Origin of the sequence: Microbispora amethystogenes (assembly GCF_016863015.1) — a bacterium.
Classification (GTDB): domain Bacteria; phylum Actinomycetota; class Actinomycetes; order Streptosporangiales; family Streptosporangiaceae; genus Microbispora; species Microbispora amethystogenes.
In genome coordinates this window covers 61,088-83,719 of the sequence record NZ_BOOB01000037.1, presented here as the reverse complement: position 1 = coordinate 83,719, position 22,632 = coordinate 61,088, and the positions used below count along the sequence as shown (strand labels likewise).

Genomic DNA, 22,632 nt, shown 5'->3' with positions numbered 1-22,632 from the left:
GCCGGGCTCGTTAAGATCGCGGATGCACGGTTCCTGTCCCTGCGACCTCTGCGAGGCCACCTCATGACGGCCATCGACCCCGGGCGGCCCGGCCGGCTCGACCAGGCGCACCGGCTCTCCGAGACGGGCGACCTCGACGCGGCGGCGGCGATCTTCGCGGAGCTCGCCGCGGACGAACAGGCGCCCGACCGCGCCGAGGCGGCGGCGGGCCTGTCGGCCGTCGTGGAGGAGATGGCGGAGCGGCTGCTCGCCGAGGGGGAGCCGGAGCGGGCCGCCGACGTGCTGCTGGAGGCGCTGTCGGTGCCCGCGGTGGCCGACCGGGCGCGTCTGCGCGTGCTGCTCGGCATCGCGCACCTGGAGATGGCCTGCGCCCAGTTCGCCGGCGCGGTGGAGGAGGGCCGCGGGGAGGGCCCGGACGCCGAGACCGGCGCGCTGGCGATCGAACTGCTGGCCCGCACGCTGCCCCTGCGGGGGCGCGACGCGGATGCCGGGACCGTGTGGCGCTACGGCCTCGACCACCCCGACCGGGCGCTCGCCGAGCAGGTGCGGCTGCGCCTCGGCCGGGACGTCGGCCCGGTCATGGAGAGCGTCGAGGCCTGACAGGCCGGGGCCTGTCTGTCAGCGGTGTGTGCGGCGGCTCAGCGCGTACGCCAGGTTGACGGCGACGATCCCGCCCCAGGCGAGCAGGAGCCCCGGCCCGTTCGCGGCGCCCGCGGCGATCGCGGTCAGCGGGATGCCGATGCCGAGCGAGCCCAGGGCCACGCCCACCGAGCTGTCCTTCGGGCGCCTCCCGGGCATCGGCTGGTGGCCGATCTGCGCGGCGACCTCGTTGCGGACCCGCGCGGCGATCTCCACGTCGAGCTTGTCGAGAAACGAGTCGACCAGCGCGTCCTCGTACTCCGGGCCGAGGTCCCGGCGGGCCGCCATGACGGCGCGCAGGTCCTCCCGGGTCGACGGCGTTCCCGCCTGCTGCGGCGGCCTGTGGCCCTGCCCGGCGGCGGGCGGTTGCGATGCGATCTCCGGCACCCTGACATTCTGGCCCACATTCGCGGGGCCTGCCATCCTCCCCACGGAGGGTCCGCACCTCCTGCCCGGGGCGGAGCCGATACGGTCGCCGCATGGGAACCGCGGTGGAGATCGAGACTCCGCACGGTCCGGCGCTGGCGGAGGTGGACGAGGCCCCGGGCGCCCGGCTGCTGCTGGTGCTGACGCACGGGTCCGGCGGCGGGGTGGACGCCCCCGACCTGCTCGCCGTACGGGAGGCCGTGCTGCCGGCGGGGGTGACGGTCGCGCGGGTGGTCCAGCCGTTCCGGCTGCGCGGCGCCCGGGCGCCGGGATCGGCCGTGAAACAGGACGAGGCGTGGCTGGCCGTCGTCGCCGCGCTGCGGGCCCGTCACCCGGGCCTGCCGCTCGTCCAGGGCGGGCGGAGCAACGGCGCGCGGGTCGCCTGCCGCACGGCACGTGCGGCGGGGGCCGGGGCGGTGGTGGCGCTCGCCTTCCCGCTGCACCCGCCGGGGAGACCTGAGCGGTCGCGGGCGGAGGAGCTTCGGCAGGCGGGGACCCCTGTGCTCGTCGTCAGCGGGGATCGGGATCCGTTCGGCGTGCCGGACGAGAAGGACGCCGCCCGTCTCGTGGTCCTCCCGGGGGAGGGGCACGAGTTCCGGAAGAACCCCGCCCGGGTGGGCGAGGAGGTGGCGCGGTGGCTGCTCCCGTGGCTGCTGGAGCAGGAGACCTGCTACTCCGCTAGGCCGCGCTGATCGCCATGTCGGTGGGGCGGTGCGGAGCGATGACGCCGCCGTCCGGCAACAGCTCCCCGGTGTCCTCGAACAGCACCACGCCGTTGCAGAGCAGGCTCCAGCCCTGCTCGGGGTGGCAGGCTACCGTTCGGGCGGCTTCTCGGTCCTTCGCGTCCGCAGTGGGACAGGCCGGTTCATGAGGGCACATCGCCGGGGCTCCCCGTGTTCTTTATCGTTCGTCTTACGTTCGTGTGTTCCGCCGGGTGTCCGCCGCGCCGTGTATGACGTACGACACATCGGACTACTCCAGTCTGCGGTTCGGCCCCATCCGCATGACATAGTCCGTTCGGGGCATTTCCGCCGGTCGGGCTGGGGACCCGACCACACCCCCCGAGCGGCCTCACACACACTGATGTGACCTAGTACACAAGAATGCCCCATTCGAGATAACGCTCCAACCTCGACACGCCGACCATCCGGTAACCAGGAGGCCACAGCTCCGGTGTCAGCCGCCGTGTCGTCCGCCGTGTTGTCCGCCTAGTCCGCTGATCAGCGCGTCGAGGCCGTGCTCGAAGTCGCGCTCGCCCTCGGCGGTCCGCGCGTCGCGCACGGTCGCGTCCGGGTCGGCCCACCCCGACCGCTGGACCTCCACCGCGACGCTGCCGAAGACGTACGCCCGCAGCGCCCGTACGGCCGCCTCCGGGTCGCGCGCGCCGGCCTCGCCCAGTTGCTCGGTCTGCTCCCTGATCGCGATCAGGGCCGAGCCCTTCGGCGGCTTGGTGAGGGCCAGCGACAGCACGCCGGGGTGTTCGAGCAGCGCGGCGCGGCTCGCCCTGGCCCAGGCGCGGGCCCTGTCCTGCCAGCCCGGCGCCTCGGCGGGGTCGACGCGTACGGTCGTCACGTGCTCGGCGAGCGCGTCCATCAGCGCCTCCTTGCCCCGGGGCAGGTGATGGTAGATCGCCATCGCCTCCACCTGGAGGGCGTCGCCCAGCCGGCGCATGGTCAGCCGGCGCAGGCCCTGGCCGTCGGCGATGTGCAGGGCGGCGTCGATGATCCGTTCCCGGGACAGCGGCACGGGTGGTCGCTTGGCAGGCATGGCGATCATGCTGCCACAGCTTTCCTTACTTCGTAAAGGGCGGCGCACCCTGCGGTGCGAGGCCTCGCGTGGACCGCGTACGCTACCGAGTGCACGACGTGACTGCACAGGGTGGATACCTAAGGGGCTGACGATGGCGTTTTTCCGTCCGCGGGTGAGCCGGGAGGCGGAGGTCCGCTACCACGCGGATCTGGAGATCCGGCGGAACTTCGGCGACGTGCTGGAGAAGGTCCGGGTGGCGCAGCGGCGGTTCCAGGAGGCGAAGGCGGCCGGGGCGCCGCTGCCCGTGCTCCGCGAGGCGGCCCTGGGCCTGGACACCGCGCTGACCGAGGCGCTGCGCGCCGCCGAGGCGGGACAGCGCGCGACCTTCGGGGTGAAGTCCTACGACAGCAGGATCGCCCGGCGCAAGGGACGGGCGACGCCCGACGGCGCCCTGTGGACCGACGAGGTGAACCGCCTGCGCACGATGCGCGAGGCGCACCGGCTCAGCGGCATCCCGCGGGTGCCCCGCGCCGGCCGTACGGGCGAGCCCGCCCGGCTGACCCCGCGCGACGTGCGCGGAGGCCTCGCCTCCGCCCGCGGCTGACCGCCCGCTCCTGAGACAGCCGTACGGCCCGCACCCCCGAGGGGCGCGGGCCGTACGTCGTTCAGGCTGTATCTCGGCCGGGCCGGATCTCAGCTGGCCCAGTCGAGCAGGGGCCGGGTGTTGCTCGGGTGGCGCAGCTTGGAGAGCGACTCCTTCTCCAGCTGGCGGATCCGCTCCCGGGTCAGGCCCAGGTGCTTGCCGATCTCGTCCAGCGTGTGGGGCTTGCCGTCGGCCAGGCCGAACCGCAGGCTCATGATCTTGGCCTCGCGCGGCGACAGGTTGCCGAGCACGCCCTTGAGCTGCTCGGCCAGCAGCTGCCGGTCGACGACCTCGGACGCCTCGGGCGAGTCGACATCCTCGATGAGGTCGCCGATGCGGGTCTCGCCGTCCTCGCCGATGGTCGAGTCGAGGCTGATCGGCTGCCGGCTGGTGCGCAGCAGCTCCTCGATCTGGTCGGGCGTCTTGTCCAGCTCGGCGGCGAGCTCCTCCGGGGTGGGCTCCCGGCCCAGCCGCTGGTGCATGTCACGCTCCACGCGGGACAGCTTCGACAGCATCTCCAGCACGTGGACGGGCAGCCGGATGGTGCGGGCCGAGTCGGCGAAGCCGCGCTGGATGGCCTGCCGGATCCACCACATGGCGTACGTGGAGAACTTGTAGCCCTTGGTGTAGTCGAACTTCTCGACCGCCCGGATCAGGCCGAGGTTGCCCTCCTGCACCACGTCGAGCAGGGCCATGCCCCGGTCGGTGTACTTCTTGGCCACCGAGACGACCAGCCGGAGGTTGGCCTCCAGCATGTGGTCCTTGGCCCTGCGGCCGTCCTCGATGGCCCACTCCAGGTCCTCGCGGACGTGCGCGGGCAGGTGGCCGCCGCTCTCCAGGGCCGTCTCCAGCTTGTACTCGGCGTACAACCCGGCCTCGATGCGCTTGGCCAGCTCCACCTCCTGGGCGGCGGTGAGCAGCGTGCGGCGGCCGATCGACTTCAGGTAGGTGTGCACCGAGTCGCCCATGACCGAGGAGGTGTCGTCGAGGTCGAGCGGCTCGTTGTCCGCCGCCTCGGCCTCCGCCTCGGCGCCGGCGACGTCCTCGTCGTACGGCTCCTCGGCGGTGGCGTCGGCGTTCGCCTTGGTCGTCCGCCTCTTCGCGGCGCCGCCGCGGGCGGGCGCGTCCCCGGCGGCCTGGGCCGCGGCCTGGGCGGCCCGGCGCGACTTCCTGGCGGGCGCCTCTCCGGAGGTCTGCGTGGACTTCTGCGTCGACTTCTGCGCGGGCGTCCGCGCGCCGGCGGTGAGGCCCGGCTCGTTCTCGGCGGCCAGGTTCACGCCCGCCTCGGTGAGCTCGCGGAGGATGGAGCGACCCTCGACGGGGCTGACGCCGGCCTCTGCGAAGGCCTCGCGCAGCTCCGACAGGGAAAGGCGACCCTGCGTACGGCCGCGCTCCAGGAGCCGGTCGAGCGTCGTCGGGGTCACCTCGCGCTCGTGCGAGTTCGCCACGGCGGTCCGGGGCATGAAGACACCTCCTCCTTGCGGAGTTCATGATCGATTCGGGGTTTCAAATGCTTGTGATCGGGGCGCGGCGTCCGGCGGCTCAGCGCACCAGTATCAATAACGCTCTCGTGCCCGGTTTGTTCCCAGACTCGGCAGGGCAGATCTTCCGGTTCGGCCGTGCGGGCCGTTTGAGCCGTTTCCTCAGTCGTTGGGCGTGACGATGTCGATGCTGAGCTCGGGCACCGGCATCGGGCTCGCGTCCTCCAGACGCTCCGGCGTCCAGTAGCCGCCGACCTGCTCGGGGTCGTCGGTGAGGTCCTTGGACACCACGGAGGAGTCCCCGGTGCCGGGATCCTCGGTGGGGGCGGGGCCGAGCTTGACGGCGGGGGCGTTCTGCACGACCTTGTCCAGCCGGGCGGCGAACGCGGCGGCGGTGACCGAGGCACCGCCCAGGATGACGAGGCTCACGAGCACGGCGGAGGCCATCATCTTGTGGGCCGGCGTGAGCCGGATCGGTCGCATGCGGCGTCCCCCTTCCCCTGCTCCCGGTCGAGCGCTCTCAGTAGACGTCCCTGCTTCTATGACGCAGGAAGGTCATCCGCGGTTCCGGTTCCTGAGTGCGACCATATCCGGTTTGCCGTTCGGCAGGAGCGGAATCCGGGGCACCAGCTCGACCGCGCGCGGCGCCGCGTAGGCGGGCAGCCGCTCCTTGGCGAAGGCCCGCAGGTCGTCCAGCCCGACCTTCGCCCCGGTCTTCCCGGCGACGACCGCCACCACGATCTCGCCCCACTCCGGGTCGGACCTGCCCACCACGACCACGTCCCGTACGGCCGGATGCCCGGAGAGGACCTCGGCGACCGCGCCGGCCACGACCTTCCGGCCGCCCGTGTTGATCACGTCGTCGGCCCGGCCCAGCACCGTGAGCCGCCCGTCCTCGACGGATCCGAGGTCTGAGGTGACGAACCAGCCGTCGTCGAGATGCGGCTCGTCGCGGAGGCGGTAACCGGACAGCAGCACCGGGCCCGCGATCCGCACCCGCCCGTCGCCGCCGATCGCGACGTCCACGCCGTCGAGCGGCACGCCGTCGTACACGCATCCGCCGCTCGTCTCGCTCATGCCGTACGTCGTGACGATCCGGGCGCCGGCGGCGCGCGCCTCGGCCAGCAGTCCGGCGGGGGCGGCGGCCCCGCCGAGCAGGATCGTGCGGAAGGCCGCGACGCCGGCCCCGGAGTCGAGCATCCGCCGCAGCTGCGTGGGGACGAGGGAGACGTGGTCCGCGCCGCTCGCGGCGACCGCGGCGGGGGAGAAGCGCGGGTGGACGATCGGCTCGGCGCCGCACAGCAGCGACCGGACGAGCACCTGCGCCCCGGAGATGTGCGAGGGCGGCAGGCAGCACAGCCAGCGGTCGCCCTCCCCGGCCCCGAGGCGGGCCAGCGAGGCGCGGGCCGACGCGAGCAGCGCCTCCGCCGTCAGCTCGACGCCCTTGGGCGCGCCCGTCGAGCCGGACGTCGCGATGATCAGCGCCGCGCCGGACGGAACGCCGCCCGGCTCACGCCGTACGCCGTCGGGGGTCACCACGTGTGTGGGGCGCAGCGCGGCGAGCGCGGCCTCCAGCGCGGGCCGCGGCAGGTCGGGGGAGAGCGGCAGCACGGCCGGTCCGTCGCCCGTCAGGGCCCGCCGCACCGCGTCGTACAGGGCGGGACCGGCCGGCAGGACCAGGGCGTGGACCGGCCGCTCTCCCGGGTGCGTTCGCGGGCGGTGTCCTGGACGGCTGAGCACGGTCGTAAGGTTAGTCCCGGCGCGGTGGCGGGAGGCGACCGCCCGGCCGGTGACGGCGTACTGGTGACGGCGTGCCGGCGACTGGTGAACTCTGACGGTGAAGGAGTGAGCGTGACGAGCGGGGTCGACTGGAAGCGGTCGGGCGAGTACGAGGACATCTTCTACGAGACCGCGGAGGGGATGGCGAAGATCACGATCAACCGCCCCGAGCGGCACAACGCCTTCCGCCCGACGACTCTGTTCGAGCTCCGGGACGCCTTCAACCGGGCGCAGGAGGACACCGAGGTCGGCGTGATCATCTTCACCGGCGCGGGCGACAGGGCGTTCTGCTCGGGCGGCGACCAGAAGATCCGCGGCGACGACGGCTACGTGGACGACAAGACCCACGGCGTCGGCCGGCTCAACGTCCTGGACCTGCAGGTGCAGATCCGGCGCTGTCCCAAGCCGGTCATCGCGATGGTGGCGGGCTACGCCATCGGCGGCGGCCACGTCCTGCACGTGTGCTGCGACCTGACGATCGCCGCCGACAACGCGAGGTTCGGCCAGACCGGCCCGAAGGTCGGCTCGTTCGACGGCGGGTACGGCTCCTGGCTGCTGGCCGAGACCGTGGGCCTGAAGCGGGCCCGCGAGATCTGGTACCTGTGCCGTCAGTACGACGCCGAGACCGCCCTCCAGTGGGGCCTGGTCAACGCCGTCGTGCCCCTGGAGCGGCTGGAGGAGGAGACCGTCCAGTGGGCCCGCGAGCTGCTGGAGAAGTCTCCCCTCGCCCTGCGCATGCTGAAGGGCGCGCTCAACGCGGTGACCGACGGCGCGGCCGGCATGCAGCAGTTCGCCGGCGACGCCACGCTCCTCTACTACATGAGCGAGGAGGCCCAGGAGGGCCGCGACGCGTTCAAGGAGAAGCGCAGGCCCGACTTCGGGAAGTTCCCCCGCCGCCCATAGGGCGTGGTGTGACGGGGTTTGCCCCGGTGTGCCGTACGCTGACGGCTTCGGGAACGGGAGGAGACGGGCGGTTGGACACAAACCGGGCCTACCGGGGCGTTCGGGAGGCGCGGCGGTGAACCCGGCGACCGCGCTCGCGACCGTACTGATCGACGAACTGGTGCGCTGCGGGGTCACCGACGTGGTGCTCGCCCCCGGCTCCCGGTCCGCGCCGCTGGCGCTCGCCGCGCACGCCGACTCGCGGGTGCGCCTGCACGTGCGCGTCGACGAGCGCTCGGCCTCCTTCGTCGCGCTCGGCCTGGCCAAGCGGTCCGAGCGGCCGGTGGCGCTGGTCTGCACCTCGGGGACGGCGGCGGCGAACTTCCATCCCGCTGTGATCGAGGCGTCCGAGTCGGGCGTGCCGCTGCTCGTGCTGACCGCCGACCGCCCGCCCGAACTGCGCGGTACCGGCGCGAACCAGACGATCGACCAGATCAAGCTGTACGGATCGGCCGTGCGCTGGTTCGCCGAGGTCGGCGTGCCCGAGGACCGCCCCGGCCAGGTCGCCTACTGGCGGTCGCTGGTCTGCCGGGCCTGCCAGCGGGCCTCCGGGCCGCCGGATCCCGGGCCGGTCCACCTCAACGTGGCCTTCCGCGAACCGCTGATCCCCGACGGCGACGCGTCGTGGTGCGAGTCGCTCGACGGGGACGCCTCCGGCTCGTGGTTCCGGGCGCGGGTCGCGCCGCCGTCGGCGGCCCTGCACATCCCGCCGACCCGGCGCGGCGTGCTGGTGGTCGGCGACGGCGCCGCCAACGTGCGCCGCTACGTCGCCGCCGCGGGCATGGCGGGCTGGCCGGTGCTGTCGGAGCCCAACGGCGGCGGCCGGTACGGCGACCACGCCGTCTCGGCCTATCACTTCCTGCTGGGCGACCAGGAGTTCGCCGACGCCCACCGGCCGGACGTGGTGGTCACCCTCGGCCGCCCGGGCCTGTCGCGCCCGCTGCTGTCGTGGCTGCGCCGGGCCGAGGAGCACATCGTGGTGGCCCCCGACCTCACCCGGTGGCCCGACCCGACCCGGTCGGCCACCCAGGTCGCGCAGGCCGTGGAGATCCCGATCGCCGCGGGCGGCGACGCCTGGCTGCGCGCCTGGCGGCACGCCGACCACGTGGCCCGCGAGGCGATCGACGCGGTGCTCGACTCCTCCGGGCTGACCGAGCCGCGGCTGGCCAGGGACCTCGCCGAGGTGCTGCCCAACGGGTCGCTGCTGTTCTGCGGGTCGTCCATGCCGATCAGGGACCTCGACCAGGCCATGCGGCCCCGCAGGGGACTCCGTCTGATGGCCAACCGGGGTGCCTCGGGCATCGACGGCCTCGTCTCCACCGCCGTCGGGGCCGCACTGGCCCACAACGGCCCGTCGTACGCGCTGATCGGCGACCTCACACTGCTGCACGACCAGAACGGCCTGATCCTCGGCCCGCGCGAGCCCCGGCCCGACCTGTGCCTGGTGGTGGTGAACAACGACGGCGGCGGGATCTTCTCGCTGCTGCCGCAGGCCGCGCTGGAGGATCCGTTCGAACGGGTCTTCGGCACGCCGCACGGCGTGGACCTCGGCTACCTGGCCGCCGCGAGCGGCCTGCCGTACACGGTGGTGCAGGAGACGGAGGAGCTCTCCAAGGCCCTCAAGGGGGACGGCCTGCGCCTGGTGGAGGCGCGGACGGACCGGGCGCGCAACGCCGCCGTCCACGTCGCGATGCGCGAGGCCGTACGCGCGGCGATGCGCGACTGATCACCCCTCGATCGCCCCCTGATCATCCTCCGGTCGCACACGGCACGGTCTCTTCTGGTCCTCACGGCGGATGCCGCATCGGCAGGGCGGCGGCAGAATGGGGGAAGCTTTCCGCACTGAGGAGTGACATGCACGTCGACGAGTGGCTGCAGACCATCCCGTCCGTCTGGGTCTATGTGCTCGTGGGCGCCATCATCGGGCTGGAGAGCCTGGGCATTCCGCTGCCCGGCGAGATCGTCCTGGTCAGCGCCGCGCTGCTGTCGTCCCGAGGGGTCGTCGACCCAATGGTCCTCGGGTTGTGCGCGAGTGGCGGGGCCATCGTGGGCGACTCGATCGGTTACCTGATCGGCCGTAAGGGCGGGCGGCCGCTGTTCGACCGGCTGGGCCGGCGCTTCCCCAAGCACTTCGGCCCGGCGCACATCGCCAAGGCCGAGCAGGTCTTCAACCGCCACGGCATGTGGGCCGTGTTCTTCGGCCGGTTCGTCGCGCTGCTGCGCATCCTCGCGGGGCCCCTGGCCGGCGCCCTGCACATGCCCTACTGGCGCTTCCTCGTCGCCAACGTCCTCGGCGGCATCGCGTGGGCGGGCGGCACCACGGCCGCCGTCTACTACCTCGGCGTCGTGGCCGACAAGTGGCTGAAGGGCTTCTCCTGGGTGGGGCTGGTGATCGCCCTGCTGTTCGGGCTGGGCAGCACGATGTGGCTGAAGCGCAGGGCCGCCAAGGCGGCGCGCGAGGAGGAGCCCGTCCCGGAGACCGCCACCGCCGCCTGAGGGCAGCCGCCCCGGCTCTTCCATCAGCCCTGGCTCTTTCACCGGCCCTGGCTCTTTCACCGGCCCTGGCTCTTTCACCGGCCCTGGCTCTTTCACCGGGCCCGGCCGTTCCGCGTTCTCGACCTTCCCGGAAGTCTGGGCCCTTCCGCGGTCTTGACCTTCCGGCGGGGGAGCGGACACTCTGCACCCGGCGCCGGCCCCGGAGCGTCTCCGGGTCCCGCCGCCTGCCGTCCGCTCCGAGGCAGAGGGTGAGCCTTGCCCCCCAGGTCATCCGTGGTCACCCGCGCCCCGGCACCTCCGCGTGCGACCAGGCCGCGTGCGCCGCCTTCGCCGCCGTCGTACCCGCGTCCGTGAAACGTTCAGCGCCGGCCCCCCGGCGCCCGGGGGCCCCGACGGACGGGCCCGGGCGCCTTCGCGCCGGCAGGGAGAAGGGAAGACCGTGCGACGCACTCAGGTACACGCGGCACTGGCCGCGCTGGCGGTGACCGCGACCTTGCTGCCCGCGGCGGCCCATGCGGCCACATCCGCGGCGACCTCGCCGCCCGCGGCCGATCCGGCTCTGGCGGGGCGTCCGGGGGAGGCCGTTCCGGCCGCTCTGGCGACGGCGCACACCGCCGGCCGGGTCGAGGCCGCCGGACGCTCCGTGCGGTACAGCTGGCCGGGCGTCTACTTCGAGGGCCGCTTCCGCGGCACCGGCGTGGGGATCGTGCTCAACGACGCCGCCAACGACTACGACGTCCAGATCGACGGTGCCACCGTCGCCACCCTGGTCACCCCCGGCCGCACCACCTATTGGGTCAAGAACCTCCGCAACGGCGCGCACGGTGTACGGCTCGTCAAGCGCAGCGAGGGTCAGTGGGCGGTGGGCGAGTTCGGCGGGTTCGTCGCCGCCCCCGGCGGCGCGATCCTGCCCAAACCCGCCGACCGTCGTCGTCAGATCGAGTTCATCGGCGACTCCTACACGGCGGGCTACGGCAACATGTCCGACACCCGCGACTGCCCGGCCCCGGGCCAGATCGACCGAACCACCAACGCCGACGTCAGCTTCGGCGCCCTCACCGCGCGCGGGCTCGGCGCCGACTACCAGATCAACGCCTTCTCCGGGCGCGGCGTGGTGCGCAACTACAACGGGATCGAGCCGGGCACCGACTACCGCACCTACTACGACCGGGCCCTGATCGGCGTGCCGGGCGACGTCTGGAAGAACCCGGGCACCTGGCACCCGCAGCTGATCGTGATCGGCCTCGGCATCAACGACTTCTCCACCGCCATCAACCCGGGCGAGCCGTGGACGCCGGAGACCCTGGTCGCCGCGTACAAGAGCGCCTACCACGGCTTCATCGACAAGCTCCGGTCCCGGTACGGTAAGAAGGCGGTGATCGTGGTCAGCGCCACGTACATGTCCAACACGACGGCGTTCGCCGACGCGGCGCGGCAGATCGTCCAGGACCGCAACAAGAGGGGCGACGACCGGGTCCGCTACTGGTACTACGACAACACGGACCTCGACTACGGCGGCTGCGACTGGCACCCCTCGGCCCACGACCACAAGATCATCTCGCAGCGGCTCGGCGACTTCATCGCCACCCTCCCGCTGCGCTGGTGACACTCCCGCCAAGCCGGGTGGCGGAGGCGTCCGCCGCCCGCCACCCGGCTTGGCGGCGCCCTTCCGGGTCCTCGACAGGGGCGCGGCGTCGGGTGTGCCGCAGATGTGCTGCACTACCGGTCATGACGATCGTCCGTTCTCTGGTGTTGTTCGTCCTCGCGGCCGTATTCGAGATCGGCGGAGCGTGGCTGGTGTGGCAGGGCTGGCGGGAGCATCGGGGGGCCGCCTGGATCGCCGCCGGGATCCTCGCGCTGGCCGCCTACGGGTTCGCCGCCACGTTCCAGCCGGACGCGCACTTCGGCCGCATCCTCGCCGCGTACGGCGGGGTGTTCGTCGCCGGCTCGCTCCTGTGGGGCGTGGTGATGGACGGCTTCCGCCCCGACCGGTGGGACCTCGCCGGTGCGGCCATCTGCCTGGTCGGAGTGGCGGTCATCATGTACGCCCCGCGCGGCTGAGCGAGCGTCTCTCCTTCAGCCTCGCGGCCGTGATGCCGGAAACGAAGCCTCCCTCGAAGGCGCCCGCCCCTTTACTTCCTGTGACGCCAGGTAATCACTTGGCTGCCTTGCGCTATGTAGGTGGCGATGAAAGGATTAGGTCAAGTGTTCGAAGTGTAGGTGCTGTGGGAGGAGGGGCAGATGGAGTCTCCGGCGTTCGACGTGCCATCGCCTCGTCCTCCGGCTGATCCCTGGTGGGCCAGAATCATCGACGGCCCGCCCCTCTGGTCCTCGGATGGCTCGCTTGCCCCGAATCCCAGCCCTGCCGAATCCTTCTGTCCTCAGCCTGCTGGCGTGCCGGACCACGCTCGCTTCCAGGACGGCGCGAGCGCGAACCCAATAGCCGCGAGTGGCGGCACTTCCACCGCGACACCTGCCGGCGTGCCGGATCACCCTGTTGATCACGATCGCTCCCAGGCCGGCGCTCGCCTCCAGGCCGGCGCTCGCCTCCAGGCCGGCGCGAGTGCAAACCCCATTGCCGCGAATAGCGGTACTTCGACCGCGAGAGCTGCCGACGAGTTCCCGGCGAACCCAGCCGATGGCGCCCATGGTGCCGCCCACGCCCACGGTGCCGCCCACGCTCAGGATGCGGCCGACGCTCAGGATGCGGCCGACGCTCAGGATGCGGCCGACGCCGACGATGCCGCCGCCGAGCACCGCGACGCCGGACCCCGGAGAAGCGCGGCCCAGAGCGCCCCTGGTGGCACTCCCGGCTGCGCTCGGCGTGCTCCTGGTAGTGCTCCCAAGGGTGCTTCCAGCGATGTTCCCGGTGATGCCGCAGGTGCTCCTTCTGGGGCTGCCTCTGCTGATGCCTTCGGTGGTGCTTCCGGCGCGGGATCGTCGTCGTGGGTGGCGGTGGCAGCGGTTGTCGAGGCGGCACGGGCGGTGGCGCTCGTTCCAGTTCCCGAGGCGGCGGAGGTGTGCCTTGCGGAGGCCGAGGAGTTGTTGTCGGCCCGCGACCGGATCACCAGCGCGTTGGCCGCCCGGGTGGGCCGGGTGCATCGGGCCGGGGAGGCGAAGAGCCATGGGCATGCCTCCACCAAGTTGTGGTTGCGTAGCGCCGGGGGGATGACCCCTGCGGGAGCGGGCCGGTTGCTGACGATGAGCGTGGAGCTGGTCCGCCTGCACGAGGTGCGCCGCCTGTTCGCGGAGGGCAGCTTGCCTGAGGGGATCGTGGAGGTGATCTGCACGGCCACTTCCGGGTTGACTGACGACCAGGCGAAGACGGCTGAGGGGATCTTGCTGGAGTTGGCGGGGTCGGCGGGTGCGGCGGAGGTGGCCAAGGCGGGGCGGTATCTGCGGGCGGTGCTGGACCCCGACGGGCATGAGAAGGATGAGCAGGCGGACTTCGACCGCCGGTTCTTCCGGGTTCGTCGGCGCAGGAGCGGCGGTGTGGAGGGGGAGTTCTACCTGCCGGTGGAGGCCGCCGCGCGGTTGCAGCAGCTGCTGGCTGTCTACGCGAAGCCGAAGGCGGAGGGGGATGACCGCACGCTGAGTGTGCGGAACGCCGATGCGTTGATCGCGTTCCTCGAGAACAAGATCGCGACCGAGCTTCTGGTGCTGGTCAACGCCGAGTCCCTCCCCGACGACCCCCCGAGCGGCACGCCCTCGGACGACAGAGAGCCCACCGCTGAGGAGTTCGTCGGCGAAGAGTCAACGGGTGCGGAGCCTGGCACCCGGCCATCGACCGTCAGCCCCGAGCACACAGTCACAGTGCCCCCGGCGGGCGGTGATCGCTCTGCCGGCGAGGACGGTGGCTCGGCCGTTGCGCCTTTTGCAGGAGACGACGCGTCCCCTGCCGCCTTCCCTGGCGCCTCCTCTGCCGCCGCAGGTGCGGGCGCTGACGGACAGGAGCCCGCCACCGGCCGCGCAGCCGCCGGTAGCTCACCCACGAACGGTCCGGCTGCCGCCTGGCCGCACGTCGACCCGACCGAGAGCCACGAGCGCGGCGACCTGCGCGACGGCGATGACATCCAGCAGGGCCACGCCGGCGACTCCGGCGACGCCGACGCCGACGCCGACGCCGACCCCGGCACTCAAGCAAAGTGGATCGAGCGAGGGCACCACAGACACCGAGCGGGGCGGTCGCAGCAGGCACCCCGGCAGCAGGCGCATGCCCCTGATCCTCCACCGGAGCACGAGGCTCCGCCGGGTGCGGAACACGGCGGCGACAACCCCTGGGCGGGCGGTGGTGCCTGGCCGGGAGGTGACGCCTGGGCGGGTGTGGGAGCCGATTCGCCGCCGGGCACGGAATGTGGCGGTGGTGCCTGGCCGGGAGACGATGCCTGGTCGGGAGGTGACGCCTGGGCGGGTGTGGGAGCCGATGCGCCGCCGGGTGCGGAATACGGCGACGACGCCTGGCCGGGGGGTGAGCCCTGGCTTGGTGGTGGGGCCTGGGCGGGGGTTGGAGCGGATGCGCCGCCGGGGAACAGTTCGCCGGGGGTGGGGGTGAATGGTCCGCCGGGGGTGTGGTTGCGGGGGTTGCCGGGGCTGATCCTGGCGACCGGGCATCTGCTGCCCGTCTCCAGCGTGCACCGGCTGGCTCGCACCAGCACTCTGGTGAGGATCGTCATGAACGCCGCAGGGCAGGTGCTGGACATGGGCCGTAAGGTCCGCCTGGCCACGCCCGCCCAGCGCCGGGCGATCTTCGCCCGGTACGCCACCTGCTGGGTGGACGGCTGCCCCCTGCCCGCGACGATGTGCCAGATCGACCACGCCGACGACTGGTGCAGCGGCGGACTGACCGACTTGAAGCTGCTGGGACCGGCGTGCCAGTTCCACAACCGTGACCGCTACCGCCACCCCACCCGCTACACCCGCCGCAACATCGGCGACGACCGCTGGGCCTTCATCTACCGCAACCCCCGCACCACCCGGAGACGCGGATGAGCCATCAGAAGGGCCAGGGACTGCGGGAGGCCAGCCGATTTGGGCCGATGGTCGGCGCGGTGGGAGGGGAGTGCCGCGAACACCTCCGGCTACAGCGAACCGTGAAGCGGCAGACGGGCCTGCCGGTGCCGATCTGGGTGCCGATCTGGGTGCTGACCTGGGTGCTGACCTGGGTGGCGGTGGGCCCGGTCTGCTGATGGAGGGATGCCCTGTTGCCGCCGGGGTGGACCTACATCCACTCCCTCGTGGTCGTGGAAGCGTGAAACGGTATTGCCTTACTTCGTAAAGGAGGGTGCTCAATAGACTGACATCGTGACAGCGCCGTACCGGACGATCGGAAACGTCGTCGAGCATGAAACCGAGATCCGCCGCTCGCGCTTCATCTGCGCCTTGGCTCCGGTGGCCACGGAGGAGGCGGCACGCGAGTTCGTCGCGGGGCGTAGGAGGCTGTACGCCGACGCCAGCCACAACTGCACGGCGTACGTGATCGGCGGCGGAGGGGTACGCCGGGCGGACGACGACGGTGAGCCGGGCGGCACGGCGGGTACGCCGATGCTGGAGATGCTCACCCGGCGCGGATTCGCGGATGTGGTGGCGGTCGTCACCCGCTACTTCGGCGGGGTGCTGCTGGGCGCCGGCGGTCTCGCCCGCGCGTACGGCGGGGCCGTGGGGGAGACTCTTGACAGGGCGGAGGTCGTCGAGATGGTCCCCGCGGCGGTTGTGACCGTGTCGGTCGGTCACGCCCAGGCCGGGCGGCTGGAGAGCGATCTGCGCTCCTCGCCGTACGCGGTGCGCGGTGTCGACTACAGCGTCGACGACGGGGACGGCCACGGCGCGCGGGTGGCCTTCGAGGTGGCGGTCGCCGAGGACCGGCTGTCCGCCTTCGGGGAGTGGGTCGCGGCGGTCACCGCCGGGCGGGCCGAGACGGCCCTCGGAGAGACCGTCCACCTGGCCCGCTGAGGCCGCACTGAGCCGAACTGAGGCCCTGCGGCTCTCACCCCTCCAGGGCGTACTGCATGACGCGGAGCTTGGCCTGCGCCTCGGCGAGTTCGGTGGCCGGGTCGGATCCGGCCATGATGCCGCAGCCGGCGAACAGCCGCGCGTGCCTGCCGGAGATGTACGCGCAGCGCAGGGCGATGCCCCACTCGCCGTCGCCGTGGGCGTCGATCCAGCCGACCGGGCCGGAGTAGCCCCCGCGGTCCATGCCCTCCAGTTCGCGGATCAGACCGAGGGCGGTGCCGGTGGGCGTCCCGCCGACGGCGGCCGTGGGGTGCATGGCGGCGACCACGTCGAGCACCGACGCGCCGTCGGACAGCCGCCCGGTGACCCGGCTCGCCAGGTGCTGCACGTTGGGCAGCACGAGCAGTTCCGGCTCCTCGGGCACGTGCAACGCCGAGCACAGGGGGGCCAGGGCCTCACGGACCGAGGCGACCGCGCAGGCGTGCTCGTGCCGGTCCTTCTTCGACGCGTACAGGGCGGCGGCGCGGGCGGCGTCGTCGGCCGGGCCCGACCCGCGCGGCGTGGTGCCGGCCAGGACCAGTGACTCCACCGCCTGGCCGGTGTGCCGGACCAGCAGTTCGGGGGTCGCGCCGACCAGGCCGTCCACGGAGAACGTGTAGCACTCGGGGTAGCTTTGGGCGAGCCGCCCGAGCAGCACGCGGATGTCGATCTCCCGGTCGGCGACGGCCGTCAGGTCACGGGCGAGCACCACCTTGTCGAGGCCGCCGTCCCTGATGCGGCGTACCGCTCGCGCGACCCGGTGCTCCCACTGGGGCGCCGTCAGCGTGCCGTCGCCGTACCGGATGCGGCCGGGCTCCACCGGAGGGCGGGCCAGGTCGAACGCGTTGTCGCCGATCGTGGTGAGCCAGGCGCGGCCGTCCCGCCGGGCGAGCACCACGCGGGGGACGACCAGGACGGTCCCCGGGGCGTCGGCGTCGAACGTGAAGGAGCCGAAGGCCACCGGGCCCGAGCCCGGCATGCCGACCTCGTCCCGGATGAGCGCGCCGGTGAACAGCGAGGAGAGCCAGCCGCGGGCCCAGTCGAACCGTCCGGGGCCGGGAGGCACCATCGCACGCGCCGCCTCCCCCCAGCCCACGAGTCCCTCGCCGTTCCTGATCCACGCGTACGGCGCGGCGCCGGGCAGGCGCGCCAGGAGATCGTCGGGGTCGCTCACCGCGACCGTGCGAACCACCAGGGGCTGGATAAGGGCGACACTCACCCGAATCACTCTACGCACGATCTGAACATGTTCGACAAGAGGCCCCCGCATGCCGCTTGAGCCCACTCTGTCAAGCCGCGATAGGAAATCGGTCACGGAAGGCCCGCCTTCCCTGAAAGCGATAGAGCGCACCTCCAAGAAATCCCTACCGTTGATCTTCCGGAGGTGTACATGCTCAAGAAGATCGCGCCTGTCCTGGCCGCGTCCGTCCTGCTCGTGCCTGCCGCCGCCCACGCAGGCACGTCGCCCACCGTGATGGCCGCGCTCGGCGACTCGATCAGCGCGGGGTTCAACGCCTGCGGCTGGTACGTCGCCTGCAGGTCACGCTCCTGGTCGTCGGGCGACAACCCCAAGGTGGACAGCCACTACCTTCGCCTGCTCGCCTCGGAACACGCCATCAAGGGGCACAACCTCAACTTCGCGGTCCCCGGCTCGACCAGCGCCGCCCTCGCCGGGCAGGCCCGGCAGGCCGTGCGGGAGAAGGCCGACTACGTCACCGTCCTCATCGGCGCGCAGGACGCCTGCGTCGGCTCGGAGAAGGAGATGACGCCGGTGCCGGTGTTCCGGCAGCACATCGAAGAGGCCTTCGCCGTGCTCCGGCCGACCGGCGCGCGGGTCTTCGTGGCCAGCATCCCCGACATCGAGCGCCTGTGGCGCATCGGCAAGGGCAACGGGTGGGCGCGGACCTTCTGGGCGGTCGGCCACATCTGCCAGGCGATGCTGGCCAATCCCCGGTCGACGGCGAAGAAGGACGTGGCCAGGCGCGACCGGGTGCGCGAGCGGGTGATGGACTACAACGAGCAGCTCAGGGAGGTGTGTGCCCTGTACGGTCCGGCCTGCCGCTACGACGGGGGAGCGGTCTTCTCCTACCCGTTCACACTCAAGCAGGTCAGCGGCTGGGACTACTTCCATCCCAACGCCGACGGGCAGCGGGCCCTCGCGAAGGTCACCTACGATGCCGGCTTCTTCCGCGACACCGACGCCTGACAGTCATGTCATCACCCCGCTGGGACGTCGCGGGAGCGGTGCGCGCGCACCTTGTGCCGGTTGCCGCACCGCTCCATCGAGCACCAGCGCCGGCTGCCGGGGCGGGAGGTGTCGACGAAGACGAGGGGGCAGCCGTCCGCGGCGCACTCGCGCACCCGCGCGGCGAAGGGCCCGGTGAACAGGTCGATCGCGTCCCGCGCGACGGTCGCCACCACCTGACGGCCGGTGGCCGCGGGAGCCCAGGATTTCCGCCCGTCCATGGTCATGGCGTCCCCGGTCATGGCGTCCCCGGTCATGACGGGCACGGTCATGACGGGCACGGTCATGACGGGCACCAGCGGGGCCGCCGCGGCCGCCTCGTTCACCGCGTCGACGTCGGCCTGCCGTGGCGTACGGCCGTGCGCCCGGTCGGCGGCGAGCCCCCACAGGGCGGTGCGCAGGGCCTTCGCCCGGGCCAGGTCGTCCATGGTCGTGTCCACCTGGTCCAGGCCGAGCCGGGACAAAGCGGTCCAGCGGGCGAGGTCGGCCGGCTCGTGAAGCGACTCGTAGCAGGCGTAGACCCCCACGCCTCCGCTCATGAGGAACTCCAGGCAGAGCGCGCCCGGATCGAACCGGAAGGTGGTCCCGTCACGGGCGTGTAGCGTCAGGCTCACGTAACCATTATCACTGGTTACCGCTACGGGCTACAGCCAGCCGTTGTGGCGGGCCAGGCGGGCCGCCTCGATCCGGTTCCTGGTGCCGGTCTTGCCGATCGACGACGAGAGATAGTTGCGTACGGTGCTCTCCGACAGGTGGAGCCGCGCGGCGATGTCGGCGATGGTCGAGCCGTCCGCCGCCGCGGCGAGGACGTCGCGCTCGCGGTCGGTCAGCGGGCTCGGGCCGGTGCTGAGCGCGGCGGCCGCGAGGGCGGGGTCGATGACCAGATCGCCCCGCAGGACCCGGCGGACGGCGTCGGCGAGTTCCTCGACCGGCCCGTCCTTGACCAGGAACCCCCGCGCCCCGGCTTCCATCGCCCGGCGCAGGTATCCGGGCCGCCCGAAGGTGGTGAGGATGAGCACGGCGCAGCCGGGCAGGCGTTCGCGCAGGTCGGCGGCGGTCTCCAGGCCGCCGCGGCCCGGCATCTCGATGTCGAGCAGGGCGACGTCGGGCCGGGCGCGGAGGGCGGCGTCCACCACCTCGTCGCCGCGGCCCACCTGGGCGACGACCTCGATGTCGTCCTCCAGGCCGAGGAGCAGGGCCAGCGCGCCGCGCATCATGCCCTGGTCCTCGGCCAGCAGCACCCTGATCACGCCTGCTCCTCCTTGTCGTACGGCACGAGCTTGTCGTACGGCACCGCCACCCGGAGCAGGAAGCCTCCGCCCGGCGGCGCGGCGATCTCCAGGCTGCCGCCCACGGCCCGCACCCGCTCGCGCAGCCCCGTCAGCCCGTTGCCGTGCTCGTTGCCGTGCCCAGGGGTCTTCTCCCGCGCCGGGCCGTCGTCGCGGATCTCCAGCAGCAGACGGCCGCCGCCCTCGGCCAGGTCGATGTCGCAGGCCGCCGCGCCGCTGTGCCGTACGACGTTGGTGACGCCCTCGCGTACGGCCCAGCCGAGCAGTGCGTCGATCTCCGGAGCCGCCCGCACCGGGCAGGTGCGGACCACGGCGCCGATGCCGGCGTCGGCGAGGACGGCCCGGGCGGCGTCGAGCTCGGCCGAAAGGCCCCTGCCGCGGTAGCCGGTGACGGCCGCCCGCACCTCCGCCAGCGCCTCCCGCCCGATCCGCTCGATGTCGGCGGCCTGCGCGGTGGCCGCCTCCGCGTCGACCCGCGTCAGCCGGCGTACGGCTTCGGCCTTGACGACCATCACTGAGAGGGTGTGGCCGAGCAGGTCGTGCAGGTCGCGGGAGAAACGCAGCCGCTCCTCGGTCACGGCGGTCCGGGCCAGCTCCTCCCGGGTGGCCTTGAGCTCGTGGATGGCCGCCCAGAGCCTGATGATTATCGCCGGGATGAGGCCGGCGGTGAACGTGCCCCAGACCAGCGGGGCCGCGTCGGTGAGGCCGGCTCCGCCGCGTACGGCCAGCAGCAGGGCGGCGGCGCACTCCGCGAGCAGCAGCAGCGGCAGGACCCGGCCCTGCACGGCGATCCCGGTGGCGGTGGCGAGCATGACGACCAGGTACAGCCAGTTGTCGCCGAACCCGGCGGTCGCCGCGAGGACGACGGCCGCCAGCAGCCCCAGCGACGGCAGGGCCCGCCGCCGGTCGGCGAAGGCGTGGTGGGCGGTGAGGAGGTACAGCCCGGCCGCGGCCACCGCCGCCGGCCACGCCAGCCAGAGCGGGTGAGACCGGCCGTGCGCGATGTCCCACACGGGTCCCGCCGTCAGGAGCACCCAGATGAACAGCCCCTTGGCGTCGGGGCCGCGCTCGCCCTCCCGCAGCGGGTCGAGCCAGATGTCGCGTTCGGTCGTCATGGGGCGTTCGGTTGTCATGGAGATCGCCAGGGTACAGGGGGTCAGGCCCGGCGCCCGGCGCGGCGGTAGCCGTACATCGCGTAGGCGGCGAAGACGAGCAGCCACGCCACAAGGATCGCGGCCTGCCGGAGGGTGGGGGCGTCGCCGAACGCGACCCGCCAGGACAGGCCCGCGTAGCTGTTCGACGGCGTCCAGTCGGCGATCGCGCGCAGCCAGGAGGGGAACGTCTCCGCCGGTATCCACAGGCCGCCGACGATGGACAGGGTCAGCATGGTCGCGACGTTGGCCACCGCCGCCGTCTGGCCGGACAGGCGGTAGCCGTTACCGAGGCCGAGCAGGGAGAACGGCACGGTCCCGGCCCACAGCAGCACGATGATCGCCAGCCACCGCTGCGGCGGGAGCGTGACGTGGTTGACCAGCACGCCGGCCAGCAGCACGGCCGCGATGCTCGGCACGACGCCGACGACCCCGGTCAGCACCTTCCCCGTGACGACCTGCACGGGGGTCAGCGGCGTGAGCCGTAACTGACGCAGCCATCCGGTCGCGCGGTCCTCGGCGATGCCGCTGCCGTTGTTGAACGCGCCGCCGAGCGCGCCGTACGCCGCCATGCTGACCATCACGTAGATCGCGGCGTCGTGCCGGTCGCCGGGGGCCAGGCCGAGGTTGGTGAAGATGACGTACATGACGACCGGCATCACAACAGCGAATATGACATAGCCGCCGTCGCGGAGGGTCCTGGTCAGTTCGAGCCGGACATATCCCCACATCACGCGTTCTCCTTGCCGGTCGGGGCGGTAGTCGGGGCTGTGGCTGGAACTGTGGCTGGAACTGTGGCTGGAACTGTGGCTGGAACTGTGGCTGGAACTGTGCTCGTCAGGGCGACGAAGGCGTCCTCCAGGTCGGCCGGGACGACCTCCAGGTCGCGTACGGCTCCCGCGCGGGCGAGGGCCATGACGGTGGCGTCGGAGTCGCCGCTGCGCAGGTGGGCCCGGCCGGCCCGGATCTCCATGTGGCGCACGCCGGGCAGGGTGGCGAGCCAGGAGGCGTCGCCGTCGACGGTCACGCGGACCGTGGTCAGCGCCGCCGCGCGCTTGATCTCCGCGCTGGTGCCGTCGGCGATCACGCGGCCGTGGCCGAGCACCACGATCCGGTCGGCCTGCTCGTCGGCCTCCTCCAGATAGTGCGTGGAGAACAGGATGGTCTTGCCCTGGTCGGCGAGCCCGCGCAGGCCGGTCCAGAACTCCCGCCGGGCCTCCACGTCGAGGGCGGCGGTGGGCTCGTCGAGGACGACGAGGTCCGGATCGCCGCACACCGCCATCGCGAACCGCACGCGCTGGGCCTGGCCGCCGGACAGCCGGTCGACCCGGCGGCCGAGCAGGTCGCCGATCCGCGCGAGCGCGACCACCTCGTCGAGGGGGAGGGGAGCGGGGTAGGTGCCGGACACGAAGGACAGCAGTTCGCGGACCGTGACCCGCTGGACCAGGCCGCCCTCCTGCGTCATCGCGCCAACACGCCCCCGCCGTACGGCCCGCTCGGGGGCCAGGCCGAACAGCGCGGCCTGCCCGGAGTCGGGAGGTATCAGCCCGAGCAGGAGCGCGATGGCCGTCGACTTGCCGGCGCCGTTGGGGCCGAGGAGAGCCAGGGTCTGGCCGCGGGGCACGGTGAGCGTGAGCCCGTCGACGGCCCGTACGGGGCCGAAGCTCTTCGTCGTAGTGGTCAGGGACACTGCGGGGGAGCCAGTGGGGTCGGGGATGTCGGTGTCCACGTCGAAAACGGTAGAAGCACGGCGCCCCCGCGAACAGAGCGATCGATCCGGCCTCGGGCAGGACAAAAGTCCTAC

At 72.6% G+C, this 22,632-nt stretch carries 24 protein-coding genes; 12 read left to right on the top strand and 12 right to left on the bottom strand.

Annotated features, from left to right (window positions below; translation table 11 throughout):
* The first annotated feature begins 63 nt into the window (after positions 1 to 63).
* On the top strand, positions 64 to 600 hold the full coding sequence (locus tag Mam01_RS23485; protein WP_204287370.1) for a hypothetical protein: 537 nt from the start codon (positions 64 to 66) through the stop codon (positions 598 to 600).
* An 18-nt stretch (positions 601 to 618) separates the two neighbouring features.
* Here the strand turns inward: Mam01_RS23485 and Mam01_RS23480 are convergent, their stop codons facing one another.
* A complete protein-coding gene (locus tag Mam01_RS23480; RefSeq protein WP_204287369.1) occupies positions 619 to 1,026 on the bottom strand; it encodes a hypothetical protein in 408 nt (135 codons plus the stop codon).
* Between the two features lie 92 nt (positions 1,027 to 1,118).
* Between Mam01_RS23480 and Mam01_RS23475 the strand changes: the two genes are divergently transcribed.
* Positions 1,119 to 1,757, top strand: a complete 639-nt coding sequence (locus Mam01_RS23475) for an alpha/beta hydrolase family protein (RefSeq protein ID WP_150934233.1) — start codon at positions 1,119 to 1,121, stop codon at positions 1,755 to 1,757.
* Here the strand turns inward: Mam01_RS23475 and Mam01_RS23470 are convergent.
* Together Mam01_RS23470 and Mam01_RS23465 are read right to left on the bottom strand one after the other, a co-directional pair.
* Positions 1,744 to 1,944 (bottom strand): DUF5999 family protein, encoded by a 201-nt coding sequence (locus Mam01_RS23470; RefSeq protein ID WP_111698608.1) that lies wholly within the window; start codon positions 1,942 to 1,944, stop codon positions 1,744 to 1,746. The genes Mam01_RS23475 and Mam01_RS23470 overlap by 14 nt on opposite strands.
* 297 nt (positions 1,945 to 2,241) lie before the next feature.
* Positions 2,242 to 2,841, bottom strand: coding sequence for a TetR/AcrR family transcriptional regulator C-terminal domain-containing protein (locus tag Mam01_RS23465; protein WP_307820106.1), 600 nt, complete (start codon positions 2,839 to 2,841; stop codon positions 2,242 to 2,244).
* A 124-nt stretch (positions 2,842 to 2,965) separates the two neighbouring features.
* On the opposite strand from Mam01_RS23465, the gene Mam01_RS23460 reads away from it, so the two are divergent.
* Complete coding sequence (locus Mam01_RS23460) at positions 2,966 to 3,418, top strand: hypothetical protein (RefSeq protein WP_204287368.1); 453 nt, start codon at positions 2,966 to 2,968, stop codon at positions 3,416 to 3,418.
* Between the two features lie 89 nt (positions 3,419 to 3,507).
* Here the strand turns inward: Mam01_RS23460 and Mam01_RS23455 are convergent, their stop codons facing one another.
* The 3 genes from Mam01_RS23455 to Mam01_RS23445 all read right to left on the bottom strand — a co-directional run bounded on the left by Mam01_RS23455 (position 3,508) and on the right by Mam01_RS23445 (position 6,678).
* Complete coding sequence (locus Mam01_RS23455) at positions 3,508 to 4,920, bottom strand: RNA polymerase sigma factor (protein ID WP_204287367.1); 1,413 nt, start codon at positions 4,918 to 4,920, stop codon at positions 3,508 to 3,510.
* Positions 4,921 to 5,100: 180 nt separating this feature from the next.
* Positions 5,101 to 5,421: a hypothetical protein gene (locus Mam01_RS23450; RefSeq protein ID WP_204287366.1), complete on the bottom strand. Its 321-nt coding sequence runs from the start codon at positions 5,419 to 5,421 to the stop codon at positions 5,101 to 5,103.
* A 72-nt stretch (positions 5,422 to 5,493) separates the two neighbouring features.
* Positions 5,494 to 6,678, bottom strand: a complete 1,185-nt coding sequence (locus tag Mam01_RS23445; RefSeq protein ID WP_204287365.1) for an AMP-binding protein — start codon at positions 6,676 to 6,678, stop codon at positions 5,494 to 5,496.
* A gap of 111 nt (positions 6,679 to 6,789) precedes the next feature.
* Here Mam01_RS23445 and menB point away from each other — a divergent pair, with 111 nt between their 5' ends.
* From menB to Mam01_RS23405, 8 genes are all read left to right on the top strand, one after another.
* Complete coding sequence (gene menB, locus Mam01_RS23440) at positions 6,790 to 7,620, top strand: 1,4-dihydroxy-2-naphthoyl-CoA synthase (RefSeq protein ID WP_150934228.1); 831 nt, start codon at positions 6,790 to 6,792, stop codon at positions 7,618 to 7,620.
* Between the two features lie 115 nt (positions 7,621 to 7,735).
* On the top strand, positions 7,736 to 9,385 hold the full coding sequence (gene menD, locus Mam01_RS23435) for a 2-succinyl-5-enolpyruvyl-6-hydroxy-3-cyclohexene-1-carboxylic-acid synthase (RefSeq protein WP_204287364.1): 1,650 nt from the start codon (positions 7,736 to 7,738) through the stop codon (positions 9,383 to 9,385).
* A 128-nt stretch (positions 9,386 to 9,513) separates the two neighbouring features.
* On the top strand, positions 9,514 to 10,155 hold the full coding sequence (locus tag Mam01_RS23430; protein WP_150934226.1) for a DedA family protein: 642 nt from the start codon (positions 9,514 to 9,516) through the stop codon (positions 10,153 to 10,155).
* Between the two features lie 439 nt (positions 10,156 to 10,594).
* Positions 10,595 to 11,761 (top strand): SGNH/GDSL hydrolase family protein, encoded by a 1,167-nt coding sequence (locus Mam01_RS23425; RefSeq protein WP_204287363.1) that lies wholly within the window; start codon positions 10,595 to 10,597, stop codon positions 11,759 to 11,761.
* Positions 11,762 to 11,883: 122 nt separating this feature from the next.
* The gene (locus tag Mam01_RS23420) at positions 11,884 to 12,216 is read left to right on the top strand and encodes a YnfA family protein (RefSeq protein WP_204287362.1); all 333 of its coding nucleotides are present in this window, start codon (positions 11,884 to 11,886) and stop codon (positions 12,214 to 12,216) included.
* Between the two features lie 894 nt (positions 12,217 to 13,110).
* Positions 13,111 to 15,144: an HNH endonuclease signature motif containing protein gene (locus tag Mam01_RS23415; RefSeq protein WP_204287361.1), complete on the top strand. Its 2,034-nt coding sequence runs from the start codon at positions 13,111 to 13,113 to the stop codon at positions 15,142 to 15,144.
* On the top strand, positions 15,141 to 15,341 hold the full coding sequence (locus tag Mam01_RS23410; RefSeq protein ID WP_204287360.1) for a hypothetical protein: 201 nt from the start codon (positions 15,141 to 15,143) through the stop codon (positions 15,339 to 15,341). Before Mam01_RS23415 ends, Mam01_RS23410 begins: the two co-directional genes overlap by 4 nt.
* A 115-nt stretch (positions 15,342 to 15,456) precedes the next feature.
* A complete protein-coding gene (locus tag Mam01_RS23405) occupies positions 15,457 to 16,104 on the top strand; it encodes an IMPACT family protein (protein ID WP_204287359.1) in 648 nt (215 codons plus the stop codon).
* Positions 16,105 to 16,138: 34 nt separating this feature from the next.
* Here Mam01_RS23405 and Mam01_RS23400 read toward each other — a convergent pair whose 3' ends face one another.
* Positions 16,139 to 17,368, bottom strand: a complete 1,230-nt coding sequence (locus Mam01_RS23400) for an isochorismate synthase (protein WP_239101552.1) — start codon at positions 17,366 to 17,368, stop codon at positions 16,139 to 16,141.
* Positions 17,369 to 17,533: 165 nt separating this feature from the next.
* On the opposite strand from Mam01_RS23400, the gene Mam01_RS23395 reads away from it, so the two are divergent.
* Positions 17,534 to 18,349 (top strand): GDSL-type esterase/lipase family protein, encoded by an 816-nt coding sequence (locus Mam01_RS23395; protein ID WP_204287358.1) that lies wholly within the window; start codon positions 17,534 to 17,536, stop codon positions 18,347 to 18,349.
* An 11-nt stretch (positions 18,350 to 18,360) separates the two neighbouring features.
* On the opposite strand, the gene Mam01_RS23390 is transcribed toward Mam01_RS23395, so the two are convergent.
* The 5 genes from Mam01_RS23390 to Mam01_RS23370 are packed head-to-tail and all read right to left on the bottom strand — an operon-like array spanning position 18,361 to position 22,557.
* Positions 18,361 to 19,002, bottom strand: a complete 642-nt coding sequence (locus Mam01_RS23390; protein WP_239101542.1) for a CGNR zinc finger domain-containing protein — start codon at positions 19,000 to 19,002, stop codon at positions 18,361 to 18,363.
* 30 nt (positions 19,003 to 19,032) lie between these two features.
* On the bottom strand, positions 19,033 to 19,638 hold the full coding sequence (locus tag Mam01_RS23385) for a response regulator transcription factor (protein ID WP_150934218.1): 606 nt from the start codon (positions 19,636 to 19,638) through the stop codon (positions 19,033 to 19,035).
* A complete protein-coding gene (locus Mam01_RS23380; RefSeq protein WP_204287357.1) occupies positions 19,635 to 20,810 on the bottom strand; it encodes a sensor histidine kinase in 1,176 nt (391 codons plus the stop codon). Before Mam01_RS23380 ends, Mam01_RS23385 begins: the two co-directional genes overlap by 4 nt.
* Positions 20,811 to 20,833: 23 nt before the next feature.
* Positions 20,834 to 21,559 (bottom strand): ABC transporter permease, encoded by a 726-nt coding sequence (locus Mam01_RS23375; protein WP_204287356.1) that lies wholly within the window; start codon positions 21,557 to 21,559, stop codon positions 20,834 to 20,836.
* The gene (locus Mam01_RS23370) at positions 21,559 to 22,557 is read right to left on the bottom strand and encodes an ABC transporter ATP-binding protein (protein WP_239101541.1); all 999 of its coding nucleotides are present in this window, start codon (positions 22,555 to 22,557) and stop codon (positions 21,559 to 21,561) included. The genes Mam01_RS23375 and Mam01_RS23370 overlap by 1 nt, the downstream gene beginning before the upstream one ends.
* Between the last annotated feature and the right edge of the window lie 75 nt (positions 22,558 to 22,632).